Consider the following 23,855-nt stretch of genomic DNA (forward strand, 5'->3'; position numbering starts at 1 on the left):
GCATTACTCCATCATCTTCTCAATTGGCAACACCAGAATGGAACTGGCACCCAGCGCCTTTAATTTTTCCATGGTTTCCCAGAACAGCGTCTCACTGCTGACCATGTGCATCGCCAGGCGGCTTTGGTCGCCTGCCAGTGGCAGCACCGTTGGACGTTCAGCGCCTGGCAGCAGCGCAATCACCTCTTCCAGTCGGTCGCTTGGCGCATGCAGCATAATGTATTTTGATTCACGCGCTTTGATCACGCCCTGGATACGCGTCATCAGCTTATCCACCAGCTCTTGTTTCGCCGCCGACAGCTCGCCGTCGCGCTGGATCAGCACCGCTTTCGAGCGATAAATCACTTCCACTTCACGCAGGCCATTGGCCTCCAGGGTGGCGCCGGTAGAAACCAGATCGCAGATCGCATCGGCCAGACCCGCGCGCGGCGCGACTTCAACGGAACCATTCAGCAGACAGGATTTAAAGGCGATGCCTTGTTTATCAAGATACTGTTTCAGCAGATGAGGATAGGAGGTGGCAATACGCGTATTTTGCAGACACTGGACGCCGGTATACTCCTCATCCACCGGCATCGCCAGCGACAGACGGCAGCCGCCAAAATCAAGGCGACGCAAGGTAAAGTAACGCGGGTCTTCACCCTGTGCGCGGCGGGTCAGTAATTCTTCTTCCAGCACATTTTCGCCAATGATGCCGAGATCCACTACGCCATCCATCACCAGGCCGGGGATATCATCATCACGCACGCGCAAAATATCGATTGGCATGTTTTCAGCGAAGGCGATCAGACGCTGTTGCTGCAGGTTAATTTTAATGCCGCAGCGCGCCAGAAGCTCGCGTGACTCATCGCTTAAACGGCCAGATTTTTGCATAGCTATGCGTAAACGGGTGTTATCTAACATCTCTCCAGTCCTCTTCTCATTTATCCTGTCTGTTGCAGTTCGCCAAAAAAAAGCCCCCGGAAGAGGATCTTCCGGGGGCCATTTGCGTTCTGCACCACTGGAAGATCCTAAACGTCTTCCAGCACACATCGCCTGAAAGACTAGTCAGGATGATGGTGGTGATGATGGTTGAACTGAACGCGTGTCATAATTTCTCTGCATGTATATTCATTTGCCTGCTGATTAACCTAGCGGAGATAGCGCACATTGGCAACCGTTTTTTCGCCAGGCAGAGAAATCTCTTTTTGCGCGAAGATTGTCACGCGCTAAGGCGTGACGTAGCCTTATTGTTAATCAAGCTGAAGGGGCAGGAACAGAAATGAAAAAAGTCGCGATTGTAGGTCTGGGATGGCTGGGTATGCCGCTGGCAACGGCGTTAACGGCACGCGGCTGGCAGGTGAGCGGCAGTAAAACCACGCCGGATGGCGTCGAGGCGGCGCGTATGTGCGGGATCGCCTGCTGTGAGCTGCGGCTGACCCCGGAACTGGCGTGCGATGCCGATGAGCTGGAGGCGCTGCTGTCGGTGGATGCGCTGGTGGTGACCTTGCCAGCCAGCCGTACGGCAGAGGGCGGCGAGAATTATCAGCGTGCGGTGCAAAACCTGGTCGACAGCGCACTGGCGTTTAACGTGCCGCGCATTATCTTTACCAGTTCCACCTCGGTTTACGGCAACGGCACGGGCGTGATGAAAGAGCATAGTCCGTTGCAGCCGGTTACCGTTGCCGGAAAGACACTGGCGGAGCTGGAAAACTGGCTGCACGATCTGCCGGGTACCTCGGTCGATATTTTGCGGCTGGCCGGTCTGGTCGGGCCACAGCGTCATCCGGGACGCTTTCTTGCAGGTAAAACTGACGTACCGGATGGTGAACTCGGCGTGAATCTGGTGCATCTGGATGATGTGGTTGCGGCGATTACGCTGCTGCTGCAAACGCCAAAAGGCGGCCATATCTATAACCTTAGCGCGCCGGCGCATCCGGCCCGTGAACAATTCTATCGGGCAGCCGCCCAGCAGCTGGGATTAACACCGCCAACCTTTGCCGCTGCCGGTAATAAACAAGGCAAAATTGTCGATGGCAGTAAAATTTGTGACGAGCTGGGATTTGAGTATCGCTACCCCAATCCGGCCACCATGCCGTTGGGTTAACGCACCGGCAATTAGACACCAAGCCGATCGCGCAGTGCATACCAGGCGGCACCGACGGCGGTCAGCGGCACTTTAAAACGTCGCCCGCCGGGGAAGGGCAGATGTGGCAGGCGGGCGAATGCGTCAAAGCGTTCGGCGTCGCCGCGTAGCGTTTCCGCCACCAGCTTGCCCGCCAGATGGGTAAAGGTGACACCGTGTCCACTGTCGCCCTGAATGTAATAGACCTGCTTATCCAGCCTTCCCAGCTGCGGCATCCGCGACAGCGTCAGTAAAAAGTTGCCGCTCCAGCAGTGGCTTAGCTTAACGTTTTGCAGCTGAGGAAAGGTTTTCAGCAGCTTCGGACGGATCAGCGCGGCGATATCCTGCGGTTCACGTGCGCCATAAATCACGCCGCCGCCGTACAGCAGACGGTTGTCGGCGGTTAAGCGGAAATAGTCCAGCAGATAGTTACAATCCTCAACGCAGTAATTGTCCGGCAGCAGCGCCAGCGCCTGATCCACGCTGAGCGGTTCGGTGGTGACAATCTGCGAGCCGCAGGGCATGCTTTTACGGCTCAGACGCGGCTCCAGCTCCGGTGCCAGATAGGCGTTACCGGCAAAAATCACAAATTTAGCGCTGACGTCGCCACGTGCGGTTTTAACGATATTGGGCGCACCGTAGGTCACTTTTTCCACTGCCGACTGCTCATAAATCCGGCCGCCGTGACGACGTATCGCTTCCGCTTCGCCCAGCGCCAGGTTTAACGGATGCAGATGGCCGCCGCGCCGATCCAGCAGCCCGCCGACATAACGCTCGGTGGCAATGGCGCGCCGGATGCCGCGCTCATCCAGCAGCTCAAGCTGATGGTTGCCGTAGCGCTCCCACAGCCGCTGCTGCGTGCGCAGATGCTGCATCTGACGCGCATTCAGCGCGGCGAAAATGCCGCCGGGACGGTAATCACAGTCAATGGCGTAGCGGTCGATGCGATCGCGAATAATATCGGCACCCTCGAACATCATACTGCCCAGCATGCGCGCCGCGTCGGTGCCGTAGCGCTGCTCAATCACATCAATATCGCGGCTGTAAGAGTTCACCACCTGTCCGCCGTTGCGCCCGCTGGCACCGTAGCCGACGCTCTCCGCCTCCAGCACCACTACCTCATAGCCCGCCTCGGTTAAAAACAGCGCCGAAGAGAGACCGGTAAATCCGGCACCGATAATACAGACATCGCACTGTACCGAACCATCCAGCTGCGGCCAGGGCTGATGCGAATTAGCCGTTGCGGCGTAATAGCTATCCACATGATTCACGGCGGTCTCCTCAGACTCTCAGAAATTAGCGGGCGTGTGGGCGCTGACAATACGACAGACCCGATTCGAGGTATTGCTAAAACTGTGCGGCTGACCGGTATCAATAACGTAGCTTTGACCGGCATGCAGTTGATAGCATTGCCCGTTAATGGTCAGGGTGATCTCACCCTCCAGCAGCGTGCCGGTCTCCTCGCCGGGATGGCGAATTTTTTCACCGGTCGTGGAACCTGGCTGGTAGGTTTCCAGCAGCATTGCCAGATTATGGCGGGGGCTGCCGTTATGGATAAGCTTCAGTGAGACGCCCTGGCTGCCAATATCGATCAGCGCATCCTGCTCAATCACTATTTTCGGCGGGCTATTTTTTACCGCCTCTGAAAAAAATTCTGACAGCGACAGCCCGTAAACCGTCAGCAGCTTTTGCAGCGTACTGACAGCAGGGCTGACTTTATCCTGTTCAATGGTGCTGATGGCACTGTGGGTCAGCCCGGCGAGCTCAGCAACTCGCCGCTGCGACAAACCTAACTCTTGCCGGATTTGTGACAGCCGTCGTCCGGGGGCGAGAGTGGCTTCGTTCATAGCCGTTTTTCCTTGCGATATTGATGACAGGCGTTGATAAATGCCTCAAACAGCCGGGATGAGGCGCAGGAATGCTGGTATTGCCACTCCGGATGCCACTGCACACCAATGGCAAACGGATGTTCGGGAACCGAGACAGCTTCAATTACGCCATCCTCTGCGATCGCCTCCGGCCTTAACCGTGGGCCCGGCGCTTTGATGCCCTGTTTATGCAGTGAGTTAACCTGTAGCGGTGCGGCGCTGCCCAGCAGACGCGCCAGCTGGCCGTCTGGCGTTAGCGCAATATGATGCGCCGGCGCATACTGCTCGGCCAGCGGTGCGTCAGTGTCGGCATAGTGCAGCACCTTTTCGTCCGGCAGCTGACGGTTTAGCGTGCCGCCTGCGGCTACAGTCAGTTCCTGCATGCCGCGGCAAATGGCCAGCAACGGCAGCCGCAGCGCCAGCGCCCGTGGGATCAGCTGCATTGCCAGTTCGTCGCGCCCCGGATCGCTCTCTTCTTCTTTACCTGGCGCGCCATAGCGCCAGGGTTCAATATTGCTGGGACTGCCGGGCAGCAGCAGGCCGTCAAGCAACGGCAGCGTACGCTGAGAGATCGTCTCACCCAGCCCTGGCCGGTGGGGCAGCGCGATAACCACACCGCCGGCATCCATAATCGCATCGAGATATTTTTGATAGAGAACCCAGCCTGGGTGCCCATCCTTTATCGTGTGGCACATCACTACGCCGATAAGCGGATTGTCTATTATTCTTTCCACATCGCTGGTCTCCGGCTGGCAATTATTTCTGACAAAACCGCTTAGAGCCCACGCTGTTTCCTGACCTCCTTGCGGGGCGCTGACGGGCGGGTTAAGTGGCTGCAGGCTTTTTATGACCTGTCTGTCTGTTTACAATCTAGACAGGCTTTGTTCAATATTCAAACCACCCTGTAACATTTGCACACTTTTTGTCTTATGACTATGTTCTAAATATGGCCGTTATTTTGAGCAGTACGCACAACCCTTCTAAAACGGTAAATGGCGGGTGGGATCATGACAAACCTGGTAGAAGTAGAAGACTTCACAAGACATAGTGAAGAGATGCGAACCAGCGCGTTCCAGAATGAGGTGAAAACCTATCTGGAACGCCATCCTGAAACGCAATATGTCGACATTCTCCTCAATGATCTGAACGGTATTTTTCGCGGTAAACGTATCCCGATAGGCAGCCTGGCGAAACTGGAAAAGGGCTGTTACTTCCCGGCCTCCGTGTTTGCGATGGATATTCTGGGCAATACCGTCGAGCAGGCTGGTTTAGGCCAGGCGCTGGGCGAGCCGGATAATATCTGTACGCCTGTTGAGGGCACGCTGGTTCCTTCCGCTTCCGATCCCGACCGCATAGCACAATTGCTGCTGACCATGCGTAATCAAGATGGCACTCCCTTTGACGTTGAACCCCGTAATGTTTTAAACAATCTCTGGCAGCGCTTGCGCAACCGGGGACTGTTTCCGGTGGTAGCGGTAGAGCTGGAGTTCTATCTGGTCGATAAACAACGCGACCACGACGGTTTTATTCAACCGCCCTGTACGCCCGGCAGTGATGAGCGCAGCATGCAAAGTCAGGTCTATTCCGTCGATAATCTTGACCATTTCGCCCAGGTTCTGGGGGATATTGACCGGCTGGCGCAGCTGCAGGGCATCCCTACCGATGGCGCGCTGGCGGAAGCCTCGCCGGGCCAGTTTGAAATCAATCTGCGACATACGCGCAACGTGCTGAGCGCCTGCGATCATGCGCTTCAGCTCAAACGCCTGATTCGCCAGGTGGCGGAAAACCACGGCATGACCGCCACCTTTATGGCGAAACCTTATGAAGAGTATGCTGGCAGCGGTATGCATGTGCATGTCAGCATGCTGGACGCTGCCGACCATAACGCCTTCGCCTGCGATGACGGCAGCGATTCGCCACTGCTGAAGCGGGCGCTGGCTGGGATGATCGATCTGATGCCCGCCTCGATGGCGCTGCTGGCGCCCAACGTGAATGCTTATCGCCGCTTCTGTCCAGAGTCCTGGGTACCGCTGCAGGCGTCATGGGGACATAACAACCGCACCGTCGCGCTGCGCATTCCCTGTGGCGATATTGAAAACCGCCGCGTTGAATATCGCGTTGCCGGTGCCGATGCCAATCCCTGGCTGGTGATGTCGGCGATTTTCGCTGGCATTCTGTACGGGCTGGATAATGCACTGACGCTTCCGGCAGCGGTGACCGGCAACGGTCATGAAGCGGAGGGCACGCCGCTACCGGTGCGGCAGAGTGAAGCGCTGGATCTGTTTGCCCGTAGCCGGGCGCTGCAGGAACTGTTGGGCGAGCGCTTTAGCTTTGTCTGGCACTGCTGCAAACATCATGAGCTGATGCAGTTTGAACGGCTGATTACCGCAACTGAAATTGACTGGATGTTAAAAAACGCCTGAGGTGGTGATGATGCAAACCAATCAACAGTGGCAGGCGCGGCGCGAGGCAGCGGTTACGCCCGGCGTGGGGAACTCTCTTCAGGTCTATATCGCTAAAGCGCGCAACGCGGAACTGTGGGATGTGGAAGGACGGCGCTATATCGATTTTGCCTCGGGCATTGCGGTATTAAACACCGGCCATAATCATCCGGACGTTATGCGCGCGGTACAGGCGCAGCTGGAATGCTTTACCCATCCCTGCTTTCAGGTTACGCCTTACGGCAGCTATGTCGAGCTGGCGGAGAAGCTGAATGCGCTGGTGCCGATTGCCGAACCGACGCAAACGCTGCTGATGTCAACCGGCGCGGAAGCAGTGGAAAACGCCATCAAAGTAGCACGTATCGCCACCGGTCGCTCCGGAGTAATCGCCTTTCGCGGCGGTTTTCATGGACGCACGCTATTGGGCATGGCGCTGACCGGTAAAGTGCAGCCCTATAAAAAAGGCTACGGTCCTTTTCCGGGTGGTATCTTCCATGCGCCTTATCCCATCAGCTATTTAGGCATCAGTGAAAGCCAGGCGCTGGGCGCGCTGCAGGGGATTTTTGCGGCCGATGTTTCCCCGGATGATGTGGCAGCCATTATTATTGAACCCGTACAGGGCGAGGGAGGTTTTTATGCCGCATCGCCCAATTTTATGCGTCAGCTGCGTCATCTTTGCGACGAGCATGGCATTGTGCTGATCGCTGACGAGATCCAGAGCGGTTTCTGTCGTACCGGCAAAACCTTTGCCATCGAACACAGTGGCGTAGAGCCTGACTTAATCACCATGGCGAAAAGCCTGGCTGGCGGTTTCCCGCTGTCGGCGGTAGTGGGTCGCGCTTCACTGATGCAAAAAGCGCAGGCGGGCGGGCTGGGCGGCACCTATGCCGGTTCGCCAATGGGGGTTGCTGCGGCGCTGGCGGTGGTGGAGATCATTGAACGCGAGCAGCTTAACCTGCGTGCGCAGCAGCAGGGCGAGCAGGTGGTAGCCTTTCTGCAGCAGCTGGCGACACAGTATGACTGTATCGGCGATATCCGTCATTTGGGGGCGATGATCGCCATGGAGCTGGTGGAAGAGGGCGATGCGCAGCGTCCGGCGAAGGCGCTGACCCAGGCGCTGGTGCAGGAAGCGGGACGTCAGGGGCTGGTGTTGCTGGCGTGTGGCGTGCGTGCCAATGTAATTCGTTTTCTTATTCCCTTAACGGCTGAAAAAGAAATTGTATCCGAAGGTCTCAACATCTTGTCATCCTCCCTCCAGGTAGTGCAGAATATGCGCCCTGCAAAATAGAGAAATAACCGGCGCTTCAGGCGTCGGTTATTTTTTTGCATTTAATCAGGCTCATTCATAAAAGAGGCCGGCCTACGTGCCGGATAGATACACGTAACACGTTCACCGTGTGGTTTAAAGGAAAACAAGATGGGGCAACTCGTTAACTTCTCACTGGCTTTCGCTGGTGTTCGACTCCGTGATGATTATGGCGCAACCGGCAGCCTTGCCAACGCTTCTTCCCTCACGCCTCTGAAGATTCTTTCTCGCATAGCGCGAAGTTTCCCTGTGGTCCGCCTCAATCAGGCCGCCGCTATGGGGGGACTAAACCATGACGCATAATACGCATACCGCACAGCCGCGCACGCAGCTGAAAAAAACACTGACCTTATTACCGGTGGTGATGATTGGTCTGGCCTATATGCAGCCGATGACGCTGTTCGATACGTTCGGTATCGTATCGGGCCTGACTGACGGTCATGTTGCCACCGCTTACGCTTTTGCATTGATTGCCATTCTGTTTACTGCGCTGAGCTACGGTAAGCTGGTACGCCGCTTCCCATCAGCGGGTTCCGCATACACCTATGCGCAGAAAACCATCAGCCCGCACGTTGGCTTTATGGTTGGCTGGTCATCGCTGCTTGATTATCTGTTTATGCCGATGATCAACATCCTGCTGGCGAAAATTTATTTTGAAGCGCTGGTGCCGGATCTGCCTTCATGGATTTTCGTCGTGCTGCTGGTGGGCTTTATGACATTGACGAACCTGCGCGGCATCAAAACCGTAGCAAACTTCAATAGCCTGATTGTGGTGCTGCAGGTTGCGGTAATGATCGCGCTGATGGCTATGGTGATTTACGGCGTTGCGCACGGTGAAGGCGCGGGCACGCTGGTGAGCAGCCGTCCGTTCTGGTCGGAGAATGCTCATGTGGTGCCGATGATCACCGGTGCGACTATTCTTTGCTTCTCGTTCCTGGGCTTTGACGGTATCAGCTCGCTTTCAGAAGAGACCAAAGATGCAGAGCGCGTGATCCCGAAAGCGATTTTCCTGACGGCGCTGGTAGGCGGCATCATCTTTATCGTGGTCTCTTACTTTCTGCAGCTCTATTTCCCGGACATTTCGCGCTTTAAAGATCCTGACGCCTCGCAGCCGGAGATCATGCTTTACGTGGCAGGTAAAACCTTCCAGTTTGGCATTCTGATTTTTTCCTGCATTACGGTGCTGGCTTCCGGTATGGCGGCGCACGCGGGCGTAAGCCGCCTGATGTACGTGATGGGACGCGACGGCGTGTTCCCGGAGCGTTTCTTCGGCTACGTACATCCGAAGTGGCGTACCCCGGCGCTGAACGTGCTGCTGGTTGGCGCTATCGCGCTACTGGCGATCCGTTTTGACCTGGTAACGGCCACGGCACTCATTAACTTTGGTGCGCTGGTTGCCTTTACCTTCGTAAACCTTTCGGTCATCGCGCAGTTCTGGCTCCGTGAAAAGCGTCGTTATACGCTGAAGGACAATATCAACTTCCTGCTGCTGCCGCTGTGCGGCGCACTAACGGTAGGCGCGCTTTGGGTGAACCTCGAAGAGAGTTCAATGGTGCTGGGGCTGATTTGGGCGGCGATCGGGATTATCTACCTCGCCGTGGTCACCCGCAGCTTCCGTAATCCGGTGCCGCAGTACAGCGAAGAATCACTCTGATTCGCCGTGATTAATCGCTACCGGCATTAAAATGCTAAGGCCAGACAGACCACTGTCTGGCCTTTTTTGTGGCTGACTATCAATCGGCGTCGCGCGATTTACAGGCGCAAGCGCGATGCCAGGCGGCCTTCAGGGCGGAGGGACTCAGACAAAATCCCTTGTAACCGGTCGCGTGCCTGGTTACCCTGCGCCAGCAATATCTGCCTGAATCAATGGAGTTGGCAATGTTTAAAAAAGTAGTGGTAAGCAGTGGTCTTGCGCTGATGCTGGCAACGGGAGCAGCGCAGGCTATCGAAGGCAGCGTTGATGTGGGTGAACATTACACCAACCTGAACGTTGGACTGGGAACCACTTCCCCTGGCCTGAGCCTGTCCGGCAACTGGATGCGCAGCGATCATGACGGCGACGTTTCCGGCCTGCGTCTGGGTTATAACGTGGAAATTGGTTCTGTTTTCCTGACGCCTGGCATCAAAGCCATGTGGATCGATCCGGAAGATGGTAAAAGTGGCTTTGCTGCTGCCGTAGGTGCTGGTATCAGCCTGCCGGTCACCAAGATGATCGGCCTGTACGGCGAATATTACTATTCACCGGAATCCTTTACCGATCATCTCGACAGCTATCAGGAAGCGTCTGGCGGCATCAGCTTTACGCCGATTTCGCTGCTGAACGTGCGTGTTGGCTATAAATATGCCGAACTGAACAACAAAGGCGATCGCAAAGATAACGTGCTGGCTGACGGCCCTTATATTGGCGCCTCACTGCGCTTCTGATGCCTTGCTCAATACAAAAAGCCGTCCCGCAGGACGGCTTTTTTATGAGACCAGTTCACGCGCGTAGTCATACAGCGCCTTGAGTTGCGTTAACTTTTCACTATCGCCGTCGTACAGATTAGCCAGCGACTCCAGCTCCAGCAGGAAAGATTCAATGCGTTCGCTGTTTAAGGCTTCGCGGCGGTGCTGCAGCCAGCGCTGCTGCTCGCTGTCATCGAGCGTGCCCGGGAAATTACGCGCACGATAGCGAAACAGCAGCGGGGCGATGCGTGCATCGTTAAAGGTCAGATCGAGCGCCGGCAGATTGGCGGGTGCCGTCTGCTGAATAATGTTCATTGCCGCTTTGTCGGCATCGCTGAAAAAGCCGTTATAGAGCTGGGCATCAACATCCGGCGAAGGGATAAAAGGCTCCGCTTCGGCATACAGGGCAACCACTTTTTCACGGATCTCTGCATGCTGGCGCAGCACCGCCAGATTATTCAGGCAGTGCTGGCGATCGATGCCAAGCCGCCCGGCATCTTCCGGACGCAGCGTGTTAGCAGGGGCCAGCACCGGACATTTATTGATATGCACCAGTTTAATCGGTACCGCGGCATCATCACCCAGCTGCTGACGGGGAGTGTAAAGGCGTTCGCGTAGCGCGTCGGCATCCAGCTCCAGCAGCGGCGTGATATCACCCGCCAGATCGCAAACGATCAGGGCATTGCGATTTTCCGGGTGCCAGGCCAGCGGCGCAATCCAGCTGGTATTCCCGCGCAGTGCACCGAACATGCCAGAGATATGCATCAGCGGCTTCATCTGCGGAATATCAATCAGCGTATTGATTTTCTGCTTTGTGCGGTGGCTGAAGAGGAAATCAAACAGCTTCGGCTGTTTGGTTTTCACCAGCTTCGCCATGGCAATGGTGGCATAAACATCTGACATCGCATCGTGCGCCTGAGTATGTTCCACGCCGTTGGCCTGCGTTAGCTGCTCCAGTTTAAAGCTCGGTAATCCATCCTCATTTTCTGGCCAGACAATACCTTCCGGACGCAGCGCATAGCAGGCACGCATCACATCCAGCAGATCCCAGCGCGAATTGCCGTTTTGCCAGCTCCAGGCATAGGGATCGTAGAAGTTACGATAGAAGAGATTGCGCGTCACTTCATCATCGAAGCGCACATTGTTGTAGCCCACCACGCAGGTGTTCTCAACGGTGAACAGGTCATGAATACGCCGTGCGAACTCCGCTTCCTTAACGCCACGCGCCTGCGCCAGCTGTGGCGTAATCCCGGTGATCATCACTGCTTCCGGCTGCGGAAGATAGTCGTCGGCGGGCTGGCAATAAAACACTTCTGGTTCACCGATGATATTAAAATCCATATCGGTGCGGATCCCGGCAAACTGCGCCGGTCGATCCAGCGCCGGGCTTTTACCGAAGGTTTCATAGTCGTGGAAGAGAAAGGTCGGCTGGTTTTGTTTGTCTGTCACTGTTTTTAATTGCCTCGGTATGTTCGATTAATCTATTGTATTTTAAAGTTTTTTAGTAATGTTTTGCTTTTGTTGTTCGCTAATGTTCGGCTATGTTTTCGCTTGTACACTTGGCATTGTGTACAAAACAAGTACGTAATTAGCTTTTCTTTGAGTACAGAAAACTATTATGGCAATCAGCGATACGAAATTACGTTCTCTCTATGGTAAACCATATTCCGGCCCGGCAGAAATAACGGATTCCGACGGCCCTGGTCTGCGCATTACGCCAAAGGGCGTTATTAGTTTTCAATTCCGGTATCGCTGGGGAGGTAAGCAGCACCGGCTGGGGCTGGGGCGTTATCCGGCTATAACATTACGCGACGCCCGGAATAAAGCCGCAGATCTTAAAGAGTACCTTGATCGCGGGATAAATCCTCGTGCAATGGTGGGGGCCAGCGCGACTAAAGCCAAGCCGACCGTTAAAAATTGCCTGGATTATTGGGAAGAAAATTACGTTCGCATGGCGCTGCGTCCCAAAACACAAGAGCTGTACGCGACGACTGTGTTAAAATACATGCGCGCTGCGTTTGCGGGTCGTTATCCAGATGCCGGCCGCGCGGGAACGCTTTCAACAGGCGCATCAGATCGTGCTTCCAGTGATATGCAATCAGTACAGGCGCGCCGGCGGCTTCAGTGACAATACTGTCCTGGGCTTGCAGCTTAGCGTCGTGTAGCTCCGACCTGCTGCCGGCGTCGTCGGTATAAATCGCACCGCTGGCTATTTGCAGGCACTTAATTGTCTTTGCCGCCGCGTTCGGCGCTTCGATACCGTCGCCGTTTAGCTCGACGAACATTTCTTTTTCCATCTCGCTGTATTGCTGACGGGCCTTCGGCGGCATGTTAACGCGGATCACGTTGTGGACAGGCTCTTTAATGTCGAACCAGTCCGCAGCGTTTAGCGAGATAGTGACGTCGACCAGCGCGCGCTGAATTTCGTCCTGCGAGTGGGCGAATGGCTCCAGTTTTGACCAGCTCTGACCCGGGAACTGTATCGAGTTGAACCAGCGGGAGGTAAACGCGCCATATGTGCGCCCCAGCCGTTGACCCCGGTCAATAAACCACGCCTGACCCCATAAATCCGCCAGGCCATTCGGCGCCGGCGTGCCGGTGAGATTTACCCTGCGTCGGACGTGTTTATGCGCCACTTTGCCAGGCGCCGCCGCGCGCTCTTTGGCGGTACGATAATCAGCTGCACATCGATATTGCGCAGATGTCCCCATTTCACCGATTCATCCGGCCATGTGCTGGCCGCCACGCGCAGTGGGGCGAGAACCAGCGCAGGGCGAGTTTCGGCGCCCGCCATAAACAGATATTCCAGCGCGGTTCCGCGTTATTTCGGATATCAACCGCCAGGACATATCACTGAAAGAGATCGCGCGCGAGCTGGACGTATCGAAATCGGCGATCATCGGCTGGCGAGCCGGTGCTGAACCCGGACACAGCAAGGGAGAAGCGCTTATCGATTTCTGGCTACACGTCACACATCAGTCGCGTGACGCATTGCCTGTCAACGTCACCGGCAGGCGGTTTGTTTACCGGGGGCGTGACAAGTGCTAACGTGTTGGTTGTTTTATAAGCAATGCGTTGTTTTGATACAAGCTTTCAACAAGGAACGTTTTATGAATACGGAATTACAATTTGCCATTTCGCCGGTACAGCTGGCGGGCGTGCTGGATTATCACACGGTGTCGGAGGCGGATGCACTCAGCAATCGACTGCTGGGCGGGCTTGAGCTGGCGCTGGGAACCGTAGAGCTGATAGGAGCGACGGCCCTGTGCCTGGCTCCCGATCCCACTCTGTTAACTAAAGCGGCCTGTGTCGTTACCGGCACCCACAGTCTGGACAGTATCAACGCCGCTGCAAACCGTATCCTGACAGGATATGATACCCGCACGGCAACGTTTCAACTCACCGAAAAGCTGGCTAAAGAGGCTGGCGCCAGCGACAGCACGGCCATGTATATTGGGCTGACTGTTGACAGTGCTGTTCCTGCGGCGGCAGGGCTGGCCTGGGGAGTGTCGCGGATAAAATATGTTCGAGCGGGCACGCTGAAGCTGGCGGAGCATGAAGCCGTTAGCAGGGCGAGAATCGGCGGGCATACACTTAAAAAGCATATTGCAAAAACTGACGAAGAACTCCTGGCGCGCCTGGCGCAAAGCACAGGTCTGGATGCTGCGACATCATTCGAAAGCGTGCAGCAGGCTGAAAAGGTTATCACCGCCGCATTGCGGGCTAACCGTTTTAAAATTATTCGGTGGGCGAACAGTGTTCGGGGGGAACAAGAAGCGCTGGTTATAACCTGGAACGCGGGAACAAAGGTTGGTTATGGATTTCGACGGGGTAGCAAAATCAAATGGCCCGTTAATCACGTTCGGGTTGTATTAGTTTGCAAAGAATACCTGGGTAAACCCTATTTTATTTTAACTGCATACCCTGAGTTATTATGAACAGATTACAAAAATGGCGTATATGTCGTAAATATTCATCACTGGGTAGTATGATCCGTGTTTTTTTCTCACCACAGGATTGTGACTCGTTCGGCGAAACGATTGAAGTAATTACGCAAAGTTACCAAGAAGTTTTCCCCGGAAAAGAAGCGCAGCAAGCTCTGAAAACGCAGATTAAGGAAATGCTTGAGACGACAGACGATGTAGATTTAAGCAAGCGTATGTCGTTGATAACTGAAGAAGAGTTTAACCCCGTTAAATGGGGCGAAACGTGGCGCAGCTTCCTGCTGCGTGTGCTGGCGGTGCTGGAATAGCCTGTCGGCGAAAAAATTTATAAGCCTGCGCAAGCGGGCTTTTTTTATGCGCGCAATACAGTTTATCCTCGCGCGCGCGTTTACGCGACGCCTAATGCAATTCTGGCAATCCCGGAAAATTTATCCTCGCGCGCGCGTTTACCGCCGCCGCGCAGCCGGAACGACTTCAGGCGCGTACTTTCGTCGGCGATCACGGTGCCGAACGGCCAGCGATCGCCCAGGGTTTCAACGAGCCAAACCAGATTGTCATAATGGTTGGTAAAGACGCTGGCGTTGCTGTTCAGTGGCGCCGCGCGCTCTTTGGCGGTACCTCACATCCCGGCGCTTTGTTTACCGGGGGCGTGGTAAGTATTAACGTGTTGGTTGTTTTGTAAGCAATGCGTTGTTTTGATACAAGCTTTCAACAAGGAACGTTTTATGAATACGGAATTACAATTTGCCATTTCGCCGGTACAGCTGGCGGGCGTGCTGGATTATCACACGGTGTCGGAGGCGGATGCACTCAGCAATCGACTGCTGGGCGGGCTTGAGCTGGCGCTGGGAACCGTAGAGCTGATGGGAGCGACGGCCCTGTGCCTGGCTCCCGATCCCACTCTGTTAACTAAAGCGGCCTGTGTCGTTACCGGCACCCACAGTCTGGACAGTATCAACGCCGCAGCAAACCGTATCCTGACAGGATATGATACCCGCACGGCAACGTTTCAACTCACCGAAAAGCTGGCTAAAGAGGCTGGCGCCAGCGACAGCACGGCCATGTATATCGGTTTGACCGCTGATATAGGCGTCCCGTCAGCGGCAGGGCTGGCATGGGGCGTGTCGCGGATCAAATATGTTCGGGCGGGAACGCCGAAGATAGAGCATGAAGGCATAAAGAAAATCGGCGGGCATACCATCAGGAAGCACGTTGCAAAAACTGATGAAGAACTGCTGGCGCGCCTGGCGCAAAGTCCAGGCCTCAAAGCTGCTACGACATTTGAGAGTTTACAGCAGGCTGAAAAGGTTATCACCGCCGCATTGCGGGCTAACCGCTTTAAAATTATTCGTTGGGCTAATACTACTCGCGGCGATAACACGCTGGAAATATTTTGGGACGCAGGCACAAAAGTAGGCTATGGATTCCGACAGGGTAGCAAAATTAAGTGGCCCGTTAACCAGGTCAAAGTTGTGCTCAAACGGGAGGAATTCCGGGGCATGCCTTATTTTATTTTAACAGCGTACCCGGAGCTACTATGAACAGATTACAAAGATGGCGGCTACGTCGTAAATACTCATTGCTGGGAACTATGATTCGCGTTTTTTTCGGTCAGGATTTCGATATATTCGGTGAAACGGTTGAAGAGATCATGCATAGCTATCGGTACGATCACCAGAATCCCGATGTTGTAAGCGGCCTGAAAAACGAAATCAGCGAAATGCTTAAAACCGAGGACGACAGCGAGCTGGTAGCCCACATGGAGCTACTGGCTGAAAATCAGTTTGATCCCGAACTCTGGGGCGAAACGTGGCGCAGCTTCCTGCTGCGTGTGCTGGCGGTGCTGGAATAGCCTGTCGGCGAAAAAATTTATTAGCCTGCGCAAGCGGGCTTTTTTTATGCGCGCAATACAGTTTATCCTCGCGCGCGCGCGTTTACGCGACGCCTAATGCAATTCTGGCAATCCCGGAAAATTTATCCTCGCGCGCGCGTTTACCGCCGCCGCGCAGCCGGAACGACTTCAGGCGCGTACTTTCGTCGGCGATCACGGTGCCGAACGGCCAGCGATCGCCCAGGGTTTCAACGAGCCAAACCAGATTGTCATAATTGATGGTGCGGAGCATGAAGGAATAAAGAAATTGGTGGGCATACCATCAGGAAGCATGTTGCAAAAACTGATGAAGAACTGCTGGCGCGCCTGGCGCAAAGTCCAGACCTCAAAGCTGCTACAATATTTGAAAGTTTGCAGCAGGCTGAAAAGTTTATCAGCGCCGGATTGCGAGCTAACCGCTTTAAAATTATTCGCTGGGCTAATTTCGGGACAAACAAAAAAGACCTTGTAATAATTTGGGACGCAGGAACAAAGGTAGGTTATGGATTTCGACAGGGTAGCAAAATTAAATGGCCCGTTAATCATGTCAAAATAGTGCTGAAATTGCAGGAATATCGAAGAATGCCGTATTATATCGTAACAGCATACCCAGAGCTACTATGAAAAGTTTTATTAAAGCGCTTCACGTCTGGCGCATAAAAAGACGGTACGCATTTACGGGCATCCTGTTACAAGCATATTTTTTTGATGATTTCGATATTTATGGCGATACGGTGGAAGAGATAGTCGCCAGTTATCGGGAGTGCTACAAGGATAATTATAATCTGCTCCGGGCTGAAGTTGAGGAATTACTGTTGCTCCCGGATAGCGAGCTAGCGGAACGCATGGCGCTGCTGGCTGAAAATCAGTTTGATCCCGAACTGTGGGGCGAAACGTGGCGCAGCTTCCTGCTGCGTGTACTGGCGGCGCTGGAATAGACCATCGGCGAAACGATTATAAGCCTGCGCAAGCGCTGAGGGAGCCCGGTAATGGGCGGGTAATTAGCCCCGTTCCACCAGTACCGGAAAAGCGTTTTTTTGTGAAAAATTTAATCATGTTGTTAACGATTGGGTATTAATTATTTTGCTAAAGATAAAATATTTCTCAGCATTCTGGCCGGGTCGCGCTTTATGCTTACTCGATTTAAATATCAACATTTCGCAAAAATAATCCTCGACACCTCTTTTAAGCATCCCCATACATATTAAAGCCCCCGATAATAGCGGAGGCTTTTTATCACTTAGCCGTTTTTATCAGCGCAGAGCACCGGATGTTTCTACCGGCATTTCGCACGGTTCCATCTCAATAGGAATGCTTTTATATGCCGGAATGCCGCTTGCGGTATCGTGGCTGTCAAGCGGGACCATCACGTTGGCTTCCGGATAGTAGGCGCCCGCTGAGCCGCCTGCCATATCCAGCACCACGATAGTCAGATTATCCATACGGCGATCGGTGCGTTTACCCTCGGGATCCAGCGCAATAATATTTACCTTATCACCCACCCGCAGCTGACGTTTTTCCGCCTCGTCCGCATTGATAAACAGCACGTCGCGCCGTCCGGTCACGCCGCGATAGCGATCGTTCAGGCCATACAGCGTGGTGTTGTACTGATCGTGGCTACGCAACGTCGTCAGCACCAGGTCGTGACATTTCAGCGAGCGCGGATCCTCATTAATTCCTTCCATAACCTTAAACTGGGCCCGGCCTGAGGGCGTGTTCCATTCCCGTTCGGAGGCCGCATTGCGCAGACGGAAGCCGCCTGGCTGCAGAATACGACGGTTGTAATCTTTGAAAGCGGGGAAAACGGCTTCAATTGCCGCGCGAATAAAGCTGTAATCCCCAACCATCTGGTCCCAGTTGACTTTGGTATTGGGCAATGTCGCCTTAGCCAGCCCGGCGACAATCGCCGGCTCTGATTTCAGCCAGGGCGAAGCGGGCTTTAACATACCGCGCGAGGCATGAACCATCGACATGGAATCTTCCACGGTAATGCTTTGTTCCCCGGACGCCTGCACATCCAGCTCGGTACGGCCCAGTACCGGCAAAATGTAGTTATGCTTGCCTAATAGCAGATGTGAACGGTTTAATTTAGTGGCCATATGCACCACCAGATCCAGATTACGCATCGCGGTAAACGTCACGTTGGGATCGGACATCGCCTCCGCCAGGTTACCGCCGAGGCAGAGCAACGCTTTTGCTTTGCCATCGCGCATCGCCTGTATGGCAGCGACTGCGCCATGACCATGATGCTGCGGCGGCTTAAAACCGAACACTTTCTCAATACTGTCGAGCAGCTCCTGTGAGGGAATTTCAGTAATGCCTACGGTGCGGTCGCCCTGTACGTTGGAATGGCCGCGTAGCGGACAAATCCCGGCACCGCGCTTGCCGATATTGCCGCGCATCAGCAGCAGGTTAGCAATTTGCTGTACGTTCTGGGTGCCATACTGATGCTGAGTGATGCCCATACCGTAACAAATAATGGTTTTTTCTGATGTGGCATACAGGCGGGCAATATTCAGGATCTCCTTATAATCCATACCGGAAACCTTCAGGATATGCGACCATTCGGTCGCTTCCAGATCCTGCTTCAGCGCTTCGAAGCCTTCCGTGTGTTCGCGGATAAATTCCTCATCAATAACGCCTGGCTGGCCCTCTTTTAGCGCACGCTCATGCATCGCCAGCAGCGCTTTCATCACGCCTTTTAACATTGCCGCATCGCCGCCAACGCGAACTTTATAGTAAGTGGAGGCCAGCGTGGTAGAGCCGAGCGACAGCATTTCAATCGGGCTTTGCGGCGACGTAAAGCGCTCCAGTCCACGCTCGCGCAGCGGGTTAATTGCCACAATGGTTGCGCCGCGTTTAGAGACTTCGCGCAGCGTTCCCAGCATACGTGGATGATTGGTGCCGGGGTTATGGCCGATGCAGAGCACCAGATCGCAATGATCGAAATCTTCCAGCTCAACCGTGCCTTTGCCGACGCCAATCGACTGCGGCAGGCCGACGCTGGTGGGCTCATGACACATGTTCGAGCAGTCCGGGAAATTATTGGTGCCATATTCCCGCGCAAAGAGCTGATAGAGAAAAGCCGCCTCGTTGGAGGCACGTCCGGAGGTGTAAAATTCGACGCTGTCCGGATCGCTATAGCTTTGCAATCTCTCACCTATTTCACGAAACGCAGTTTCCCACTCAATGGGCTGATAGGTATCGCTGGCGGCATCATATTTCATGGGATGCGTCAGGCGGCCTTCGCCTTCCAGTTCAAATGCGCTGCGCTGCCACAGTTCACTTACCGTATGCGCGGCAAAGAATTCTGGCGTAGTGCGTTTGCTGGTGGCTTCCCAGGATACCGCTTTAGCACCATTTTCACAAAACTCAAAAGATGAGGCGTGACGTGGATCGGGCCAGGCGCAGCCGGGGCAGTCGAAGCCTTGCGGCTGGTTGACTTTAAACAGCGCGATAACGTCCTGCTTCACTGACATCTGCCCGCGCAATGCATCGGCAACGGCCTTAAGCGCGCCCCAGCCGCCAGCCGATCCGCCGTAGGGAGCAATACCAATAGTGCGATTTTTATGTTTCATAAATTTCTGTGTTCTGTTGTGGAACTGTGATTAAAGAATAGAACACGTCAGCAAAGTAGCTGAAAAAGCGGGCGCTAATTGCTTTCGAAATATTACAAAGGCGGCAGGAAAGAAAGAGGCGATAAATTGCGTAATGATTAAAGTGTGCTAAACATTAAGAGTAAATATCTGAACAGGAGGTTATGATGAAAAAGACAGCATTATTAGCATTTGCATTTGCTGCGGCCCTGCCATTAGCGGGATGTTCCAGCAGCAACTACACCATCCATACTAACGATGGACGGACAATTGTCAGTGATGGCAAACCCAAAGAGGACAATGCTACCGGCCTGATTAAGTATAAAGACGCCAACGGAAATGAGCAGCAGATCAACCGTTCTGACGTTAAATCAATGACCGAAATCCCGCACTAATTTCCTCAGCGAATGTTAAGCAGGTGAGCCACCGTCAGGTGGCTTTTTTATTATTGAACGTCAGCGGCTAAGGTGGGCGAATAATACGCTGAAGAAAAACGGTGCAATAACCCGCAGATGGACCGATGCTAAATACATAATTATTTGCAATTTATTCAGAAAAATCACCGCTTAATCCCGTACAACAACGCCCTGGTTAAATTCATGTTTTGATTGAGGGTGTTCTGTTGAAAAGGCGTCAGTTTGCAACTCTTACCGGTTTTCTGTTTTTAGCATTTCAGGCCCATGCGGCTTCGATCTCTTTTCCGCTTACGCCGCCGCCGGTGGATGCTGCATCCTGGGTATTAATGGACGCTACTACCGGGCAAATACTGACCGAAGGCAATGCTGATGAACAGCGCAATCCTGCCAGTCTGACCAAGCTGATGACCGGCTATGTGGTCGATCGCGCTATCGATCAGCATCGCATCAGCCGGGACGATAAGGTGACCATTGGTCAGGATGCGTGGGGCGCCGGAAATCCGGTATTTAAAGGATCTTCGCTGATGTTCCTCAAGCCGGGCGAACAGGTTACGGTACGCGATCTGAGTCGTGGCGTGATCATCGATTCCGGCAACGATGCCTGCGTCGCGCTGGCCGATTATGTTGCCGGTAGCCAGGACGCCTTTGTCAAAATGATGAATGACTATGCGGCGAAGCTGGGGCTGACGCACACCCATTTTGAAACCGTTCACGGACTGGATGCGCCAGGCCAGCATACCACCGCCCGCGATCTGGCCGTGCTTTCGCGCGCCATCATCAATGGCGAGCCCGATTTCTATCAGATGTACAGCGAGAAATCGCTTACCTGGAACGGCATCACTCAGCAGAACCGTAACGGGCTGCTGTGGGATAAAAACCTGCATGTCGATGGCCTGAAAACCGGTCATACCGAAAGCGCCGGTTTTAACCTGATCGCCTCCAGCCTGGAGGGCCGTCACCGGCTGATCGCCGTCATCATGGGGGGTAAAAGCGCTAAAGGCCGTGAGGAGCAGGCGCGGAAACTGCTGATTTGGGGCAACAGCAATTTTGATACCGTGCAGCTGTTTCATGCTGGCAAAGCACTGGGCAAAGAGACAGTCTGGTATGGCAACCCGCATCAGGTAGAAGTAGGCACCGCCGGGGATATTTATCTGTCGGTACCGCGTAGCGCGATAGAGAGCATCAAAGCGAAATATGTTATCGATCGCAAAGATCTTGAAGCGCCGCTAAAACAGGGGGAGAAGGTCGGCATGATTCAGGTGATCGACAAAGATCAGGTGCTGGCCAGCTATCCGCTAATGACATTGAATAAGGTGGAAGAGGGCGGTATCGTGACCAAAATCAGTGATTATCTCAGGCAGAAATTTTAACCGGCAGGCAGAGGCGAGCTCTCGCCTCTGCCCTGTTTTGTTAACCCTGAATCTGCCTGTTTTCCTTTTCTCGTTTTTCCTTTGTCATCCCTCTTGACCCTGACGCCACGTCAGCCTTTATCCTTGGTTAACGTTGAGCAAGGAGAGAGTCATGTTATTGCAGGCAGGTGAACTGGCCCGACGCACGGGCGTAACGGTACGTACGCTGCACTATTACCACAGCATCGGGCTACTGGTGCCGTCGTCGCGCAGCGAGGCAGGCTATCGACTGTACAACCATGACGATATCCGTCGTCTGCATCAGATTCAGGCGTTAAAACGCCTTGGTGTGCCGCTGGCGGAAATCGATCCGCTGCTGAGCGATGGCGCACTCTCTTTACCGCAGGTGCTGACTCAACAGATAGAGGCGCTCGATCGCCAGCTGACACAGATGCAACAGCTGCGGCAGCGGCTGGGACAGCTACATCAGCAGCTCTCCCGGGGCGGCGAACCCGAGCTGACGGACTGGCTAACAACGTTAGAGATGATGACCATGTACGATAACTATTTTACGGCGGAAGAGTTAACGCAGCTGCCTTTTTACCAGGCGGATGCGCAGCGAGAGGCGGAGTGGCAGCAGCTGGTACAAAAGCTGCTGGAGCTACAGGAGATCGGCATTGCGCCGCAGGAGCCGCAGGCTCAGGCGCTGGCACGTCGCTGGATGCAGATGCTGGAGCACGATACCGCACAGAATCCCGCTTTCCTGCAGCGTCTGACCACCATGCATCTCAATGAACCAGCGATGCAGCAGCAAACCGGGATCACCCCTGCGATGCTGGACTACGTTACGCGCGCCTTCGCGGAAAGCAAGCTGGCTATTTTCCGGCGCTATCTTGATGAACAGGAGTACGCTTTTGTACGGGCGCACTACTTTGATCGCATGCAGGAGTGGCCAGCGTTGATTAGCCGACTGCGCGAAGCGATGATGCGCGGCGTCGCACCGGAAGCGGAGGAGGCGCGGGCGCTCGGTGCGCACTGGCTGGCGCTGTTTCGCTCTTATGCCAGCGATAACCCACAGACGCAAAATAAAATCCGTCAGGCGATGCAGCAGGAGCCGCAGCTGATGGAAGGGACCTGGCTTACGCCCGATCTGCTGCAATATTTGCAGGCGGCAGTAACGGCTCATATGGCACCGGGCACAGAGCGGTAATAATGGTACGCACCTGACGCGATCTACCGCGTCGGGTGTATCAATATTTCACCCGCTGCGTTAATAACTCTTTTCCTGAATGTAAAATCAAGTTAAGGATCAGCAAAATACAGACGAAAGTCTCATCCTGATGGTGTCGCCAGGTTATGATAACCTTCTGTTTTTTATTACCCTGGAGACTGTGCTTGCGCCCCGATAAGCCGCTTTCATCCGTTGAATTCAGCGTTTACCGTCATTACCGTATCGTCCATGGCGTTCGCATTGCGCTGGGCTTTGTTTTGACGTTCTTGCTGGTGCGCCTGAGCGAAATTCCGGAGGGAAGCTGGCCACTGATTACGCTGGTGGTAGTGATGGGGCCGGTCTCCGCGTGGGGGAACGTTTTTCCGCGCGCGTTTCAGCGGATTGGCGGCACCTTTTTTGGCTCGATATCGGGGCTGATTGCCCTGAAGCTGGAGCTGATTTCACTGCCAGTAATGTTGGCATGGTGTACGGTAGTGATGTTTATCTGCGGCTACCTGACGCTGGGCAGGCGGCCTTATATGGCGCTGTTGATTGGCATTACGCTGGCGGTGGTCTGCGGCGCGCCAGCGGGTGACATGACCACGGCCCTGTGGCGCAGCGGCGACGTGATTCTCGGCTCGCTGCTGGCGCTGCTGTTTACCAGTATCTGGCCACAAAAAGCCTATATTCACTGGCGCATTAAGCTCTCTGATTCACTGTCAGCAATGGCGAAAATTTATCATGCCGGTTTTTCACCGAACCTGGTGGATAAGCCGCGCCTCGATAAACCTTTGCAGCAGGTATTAAGCGATGTGGTGCGCATGCGTACGTTGCTGGAACCTGCCAGTAAAGAGACGCGTATTCCGAAATCGGTGCTGGAAGGGATCCAAACCACTAACCGCAATATTCTCTGTACCCTGGAGCTGCAAATCAACGCCTGGTGGTCTTCCCGTGCCAGCCATTTGATTTTGCTGAATGCATCCACCTTACGTCGTACGCAGCAGATGACGGAAAATACCTTTAACGCATTGGCGGAAATGTTGATTAAAGGCAACGCCGATCGGGTTGCGGCCAATAATCATGAACTGACGGAGATCGTGCGCGAATTGCGGCAGCTGATTGCGGAAAACGACAGCGATCGGCTGGTGGAAACGCCGATTCATGGCTATGTCTGGCTGAGCCTGGAACTGGCGAAACAGCTGGAACGGCTGTCGGATTTGATTCGGCTGGCCATGCGTAAATAATCGTTTCGACAATCGAGGCTGTGGCTGCGCAAGATTTCGCGCTAAAATGTCTCACAGTCTGA

The 23,855-nt window shown here is 54.3% G+C and carries 23 protein-coding genes, 3 pseudogenes and 1 other annotated feature; of the genes and pseudogenes, 16 read left to right on the forward strand and 10 right to left on the reverse strand.

What is annotated here, in order from left to right; all coding sequences use genetic code 11:
• Positions 1-3 precede the first annotated feature (3 nt).
• Both hisG and hisL read right to left on the reverse strand, forming a co-directional pair.
• On the reverse strand, positions 4-903 hold the full coding sequence (gene hisG, locus B1H58_RS14575) for an ATP phosphoribosyltransferase (RefSeq protein ID WP_085071201.1): 900 nt from the start codon (positions 901-903) through the stop codon (positions 4-6).
• Between the two features lie 44 nt (positions 904-947).
• Positions 948-1,068 (reverse strand) — a sequence feature (His leader region).
• The gene (gene hisL, locus B1H58_RS20660; protein ID WP_100396937.1) at positions 1,044-1,091 is read right to left on the reverse strand and encodes a his operon leader peptide; all 48 of its coding nucleotides are present in this window, start codon (positions 1,089-1,091) and stop codon (positions 1,044-1,046) included. It overlaps the preceding feature by 25 nt.
• Positions 1,092-1,261: 170 nt before the next feature.
• On the opposite strand from hisL, the gene B1H58_RS14585 reads away from it, so the two are divergent.
• Positions 1,262-2,086: an SDR family oxidoreductase gene (locus B1H58_RS14585; protein ID WP_085071203.1), complete on the forward strand. Its 825-nt coding sequence runs from the start codon at positions 1,262-1,264 to the stop codon at positions 2,084-2,086.
• Between the two features lie 11 nt (positions 2,087-2,097).
• On the opposite strand, the gene B1H58_RS14590 is transcribed toward B1H58_RS14585, so the two are convergent.
• The 3 genes from B1H58_RS14590 to puuD are packed head-to-tail and all read right to left on the reverse strand — an operon-like array spanning position 2,098 to position 4,706.
• A complete protein-coding gene (locus B1H58_RS14590; protein WP_085071204.1) occupies positions 2,098-3,375 on the reverse strand; it encodes an NAD(P)/FAD-dependent oxidoreductase in 1,278 nt (425 codons plus the stop codon).
• An 18-nt stretch (positions 3,376-3,393) separates the two neighbouring features.
• A complete protein-coding gene (puuR, locus tag B1H58_RS14595) occupies positions 3,394-3,951 on the reverse strand; it encodes an HTH-type transcriptional regulator PuuR (RefSeq protein WP_085071205.1) in 558 nt (185 codons plus the stop codon).
• Positions 3,948-4,706, reverse strand: coding sequence for a gamma-glutamyl-gamma-aminobutyrate hydrolase (gene puuD / locus B1H58_RS14600; protein WP_157130182.1), 759 nt, complete (start codon positions 4,704-4,706; stop codon positions 3,948-3,950). Before puuD ends, puuR begins: the two co-directional genes overlap by 4 nt.
• 273 nt (positions 4,707-4,979) lie before the next feature.
• On the opposite strand from puuD, the gene B1H58_RS14605 reads away from it, so the two are divergent.
• The 4 genes from B1H58_RS14605 to B1H58_RS14625 all read left to right on the forward strand — a co-directional run bounded on the left by B1H58_RS14605 (position 4,980) and on the right by B1H58_RS14625 (position 10,143).
• On the forward strand, positions 4,980-6,395 hold the full coding sequence (locus B1H58_RS14605; RefSeq protein ID WP_085071207.1) for a glutamine synthetase family protein: 1,416 nt from the start codon (positions 4,980-4,982) through the stop codon (positions 6,393-6,395).
• A gap of 10 nt (positions 6,396-6,405) precedes the next feature.
• Positions 6,406-7,701 carry a 4-aminobutyrate--2-oxoglutarate transaminase gene (gene gabT, locus B1H58_RS14610; protein ID WP_085071208.1) on the forward strand — a complete coding sequence of 432 codons (1,296 nt, stop codon included), beginning with the start codon at positions 6,406-6,408 and terminating at the stop codon, positions 7,699-7,701.
• 310 nt (positions 7,702-8,011) lie between these two features.
• Positions 8,012-9,373 (forward strand): APC family permease, encoded by a 1,362-nt coding sequence (locus B1H58_RS14620; RefSeq protein ID WP_085071210.1) that lies wholly within the window; start codon positions 8,012-8,014, stop codon positions 9,371-9,373.
• Positions 9,374-9,597: 224 nt separating this feature from the next.
• Positions 9,598-10,143 carry a YfaZ family outer membrane protein gene (locus B1H58_RS14625; protein WP_085071211.1) on the forward strand — a complete coding sequence of 182 codons (546 nt, stop codon included), beginning with the start codon at positions 9,598-9,600 and terminating at the stop codon, positions 10,141-10,143.
• A gap of 42 nt (positions 10,144-10,185) precedes the next feature.
• Here B1H58_RS14625 and sbcB read toward each other — a convergent pair whose 3' ends face one another.
• The gene (sbcB, locus tag B1H58_RS14630; protein ID WP_085071212.1) at positions 10,186-11,613 is read right to left on the reverse strand and encodes an exodeoxyribonuclease I; all 1,428 of its coding nucleotides are present in this window, start codon (positions 11,611-11,613) and stop codon (positions 10,186-10,188) included.
• Positions 11,614-11,782: 169 nt separating this feature from the next.
• Here sbcB and B1H58_RS14635 point away from each other — a divergent pair.
• A pseudogene (locus B1H58_RS14635) lies at positions 11,783-12,190 on the forward strand (Arm DNA-binding domain-containing protein); the annotation flags it as partial.
• Here B1H58_RS14635 and B1H58_RS20665 read toward each other — a convergent pair.
• Positions 12,174-12,958: pseudogene (locus B1H58_RS20665) on the reverse strand (DEAD/DEAH box helicase family protein); the annotation flags it as partial. The pseudogenes B1H58_RS14635 and B1H58_RS20665 sit on opposite strands and share 17 nt — an antisense overlap.
• 262 nt (positions 12,959-13,220) lie before the next feature.
• Here B1H58_RS20665 and B1H58_RS14650 point away from each other — a divergent pair.
• On the forward strand, positions 13,221-14,102 hold the full coding sequence (locus B1H58_RS14650; RefSeq protein ID WP_237172401.1) for an RNase A-like domain-containing protein: 882 nt from the start codon (positions 13,221-13,223) through the stop codon (positions 14,100-14,102).
• A complete protein-coding gene (locus B1H58_RS14655; RefSeq protein ID WP_157130183.1) occupies positions 14,099-14,416 on the forward strand; it encodes a contact-dependent growth inhibition system immunity protein in 318 nt (105 codons plus the stop codon). The genes B1H58_RS14650 and B1H58_RS14655 overlap by 4 nt, the downstream gene beginning before the upstream one ends.
• A 131-nt stretch (positions 14,417-14,547) precedes the next feature.
• On the opposite strand, the pseudogene B1H58_RS21055 reads toward B1H58_RS14655, so the two are convergent.
• Positions 14,548-14,727, reverse strand: a pseudogene (locus tag B1H58_RS21055) (ATP-dependent helicase); the annotation flags it as partial.
• A 106-nt stretch (positions 14,728-14,833) separates the two neighbouring features.
• Between B1H58_RS21055 and B1H58_RS14665 the strand changes: the two are divergent.
• On the forward strand, positions 14,834-15,649 hold the full coding sequence (locus B1H58_RS14665) for an RNase A-like domain-containing protein (protein ID WP_085071217.1): 816 nt from the start codon (positions 14,834-14,836) through the stop codon (positions 15,647-15,649).
• Complete coding sequence (locus B1H58_RS14670) at positions 15,646-15,960, forward strand: contact-dependent growth inhibition system immunity protein (protein WP_157130184.1); 315 nt, start codon at positions 15,646-15,648, stop codon at positions 15,958-15,960. The genes B1H58_RS14665 and B1H58_RS14670 overlap by 4 nt, the downstream gene beginning before the upstream one ends.
• An 82-nt stretch (positions 15,961-16,042) precedes the next feature.
• On the opposite strand, the gene B1H58_RS14675 is transcribed toward B1H58_RS14670, so the two are convergent.
• The gene (locus tag B1H58_RS14675; protein WP_085071219.1) at positions 16,043-16,231 is read right to left on the reverse strand and encodes a hypothetical protein; all 189 of its coding nucleotides are present in this window, start codon (positions 16,229-16,231) and stop codon (positions 16,043-16,045) included.
• 29 nt (positions 16,232-16,260) lie between these two features.
• Between B1H58_RS14675 and B1H58_RS21310 the strand changes: the two genes are divergently transcribed.
• Both B1H58_RS21310 and B1H58_RS14685 read left to right on the forward strand, forming a co-directional pair.
• Positions 16,261-16,602, forward strand: coding sequence for an RNase A-like domain-containing protein (locus tag B1H58_RS21310; protein ID WP_418304155.1), 342 nt, complete (start codon positions 16,261-16,263; stop codon positions 16,600-16,602).
• The gene (locus B1H58_RS14685) at positions 16,599-16,916 is read left to right on the forward strand and encodes a contact-dependent growth inhibition system immunity protein (protein WP_085071221.1); all 318 of its coding nucleotides are present in this window, start codon (positions 16,599-16,601) and stop codon (positions 16,914-16,916) included. Before B1H58_RS21310 ends, B1H58_RS14685 begins: the two co-directional genes overlap by 4 nt.
• Positions 16,917-17,231: 315 nt before the next feature.
• Here B1H58_RS14685 and B1H58_RS14690 read toward each other — a convergent pair whose 3' ends face one another.
• A complete protein-coding gene (locus tag B1H58_RS14690; RefSeq protein ID WP_085071222.1) occupies positions 17,232-19,556 on the reverse strand; it encodes an FdhF/YdeP family oxidoreductase in 2,325 nt (774 codons plus the stop codon).
• Between the two features lie 185 nt (positions 19,557-19,741).
• Here B1H58_RS14690 and B1H58_RS14695 point away from each other — a divergent pair, with 185 nt between their 5' ends.
• From B1H58_RS14695 to B1H58_RS14710, 4 genes are all read left to right on the forward strand, one after another.
• A complete protein-coding gene (locus B1H58_RS14695; protein WP_085071223.1) occupies positions 19,742-19,969 on the forward strand; it encodes a YgdI/YgdR family lipoprotein in 228 nt (75 codons plus the stop codon).
• 227 nt (positions 19,970-20,196) lie between these two features.
• Entirely contained in the window at positions 20,197-21,360 is a 1,164-nt protein-coding gene (gene dacD, locus B1H58_RS14700; protein ID WP_208615319.1) for a serine-type D-Ala-D-Ala carboxypeptidase DacD, read from the forward strand.
• A gap of 151 nt (positions 21,361-21,511) precedes the next feature.
• Positions 21,512-22,549, forward strand: a complete 1,038-nt coding sequence (locus B1H58_RS14705) for a MerR family transcriptional regulator (RefSeq protein ID WP_085071224.1) — start codon at positions 21,512-21,514, stop codon at positions 22,547-22,549.
• Positions 22,550-22,734: 185 nt separating this feature from the next.
• On the forward strand, positions 22,735-23,793 hold the full coding sequence (locus B1H58_RS14710) for an FUSC family protein (RefSeq protein WP_208615320.1): 1,059 nt from the start codon (positions 22,735-22,737) through the stop codon (positions 23,791-23,793).
• Positions 23,794-23,855: the final 62 nt, after the last annotated feature.

The organism is Pantoea alhagi (genome assembly GCF_002101395.1).
Lineage (GTDB): Bacteria > Pseudomonadota > Gammaproteobacteria > Enterobacterales > Enterobacteriaceae > Mixta > Mixta alhagi.

Excerpts from the sequence above, each read along its gene's own strand:
- B1H58_RS14675 (WP_085071219.1), bottom strand. The coding sequence starts at position 16,231 with ATGCTCCGCACCATCAATTATGACAATCTGGTTTGGCTCGTTGAAACC.
- puuR (WP_085071205.1), bottom strand. The coding sequence starts at position 3,951 with ATGAACGAAGCCACTCTCGCCCCCGGACGACGGCTGTCACAAATCCGG.
- B1H58_RS14665 (WP_085071217.1), top strand. The coding sequence starts at position 14,834 with ATGAATACGGAATTACAATTTGCCATTTCGCCGGTACAGCTGGCGGGC.
- B1H58_RS14620 (WP_085071210.1), top strand. The coding sequence starts at position 8,012 with ATGACGCATAATACGCATACCGCACAGCCGCGCACGCAGCTGAAAAAA.
- B1H58_RS14705 (WP_085071224.1), top strand. The coding sequence starts at position 21,512 with ATGTTATTGCAGGCAGGTGAACTGGCCCGACGCACGGGCGTAACGGTA.
- gabT (WP_085071208.1), top strand. The coding sequence starts at position 6,406 with ATGCAAACCAATCAACAGTGGCAGGCGCGGCGCGAGGCAGCGGTTACG.
- B1H58_RS14695 (WP_085071223.1), top strand. The coding sequence starts at position 19,742 with ATGAAAAAGACAGCATTATTAGCATTTGCATTTGCTGCGGCCCTGCCA.
- B1H58_RS14655 (WP_157130183.1), top strand. The coding sequence starts at position 14,099 with ATGAACAGATTACAAAAATGGCGTATATGTCGTAAATATTCATCACTG.
- B1H58_RS14605 (WP_085071207.1), top strand. The coding sequence starts at position 4,980 with ATGACAAACCTGGTAGAAGTAGAAGACTTCACAAGACATAGTGAAGAG.
- hisG (WP_085071201.1), bottom strand. The coding sequence starts at position 903 with ATGTTAGATAACACCCGTTTACGCATAGCTATGCAAAAATCTGGCCGT.
- B1H58_RS14685 (WP_085071221.1), top strand. The coding sequence starts at position 16,599 with ATGAAAAGTTTTATTAAAGCGCTTCACGTCTGGCGCATAAAAAGACGG.
- B1H58_RS14670 (WP_157130184.1), top strand. The coding sequence starts at position 15,646 with ATGAACAGATTACAAAGATGGCGGCTACGTCGTAAATACTCATTGCTG.
- B1H58_RS14585 (WP_085071203.1), top strand. The coding sequence starts at position 1,262 with ATGAAAAAAGTCGCGATTGTAGGTCTGGGATGGCTGGGTATGCCGCTG.
- B1H58_RS14625 (WP_085071211.1), top strand. The coding sequence starts at position 9,598 with ATGTTTAAAAAAGTAGTGGTAAGCAGTGGTCTTGCGCTGATGCTGGCA.
- B1H58_RS14690 (WP_085071222.1), bottom strand. The coding sequence starts at position 19,556 with ATGAAACATAAAAATCGCACTATTGGTATTGCTCCCTACGGCGGATCG.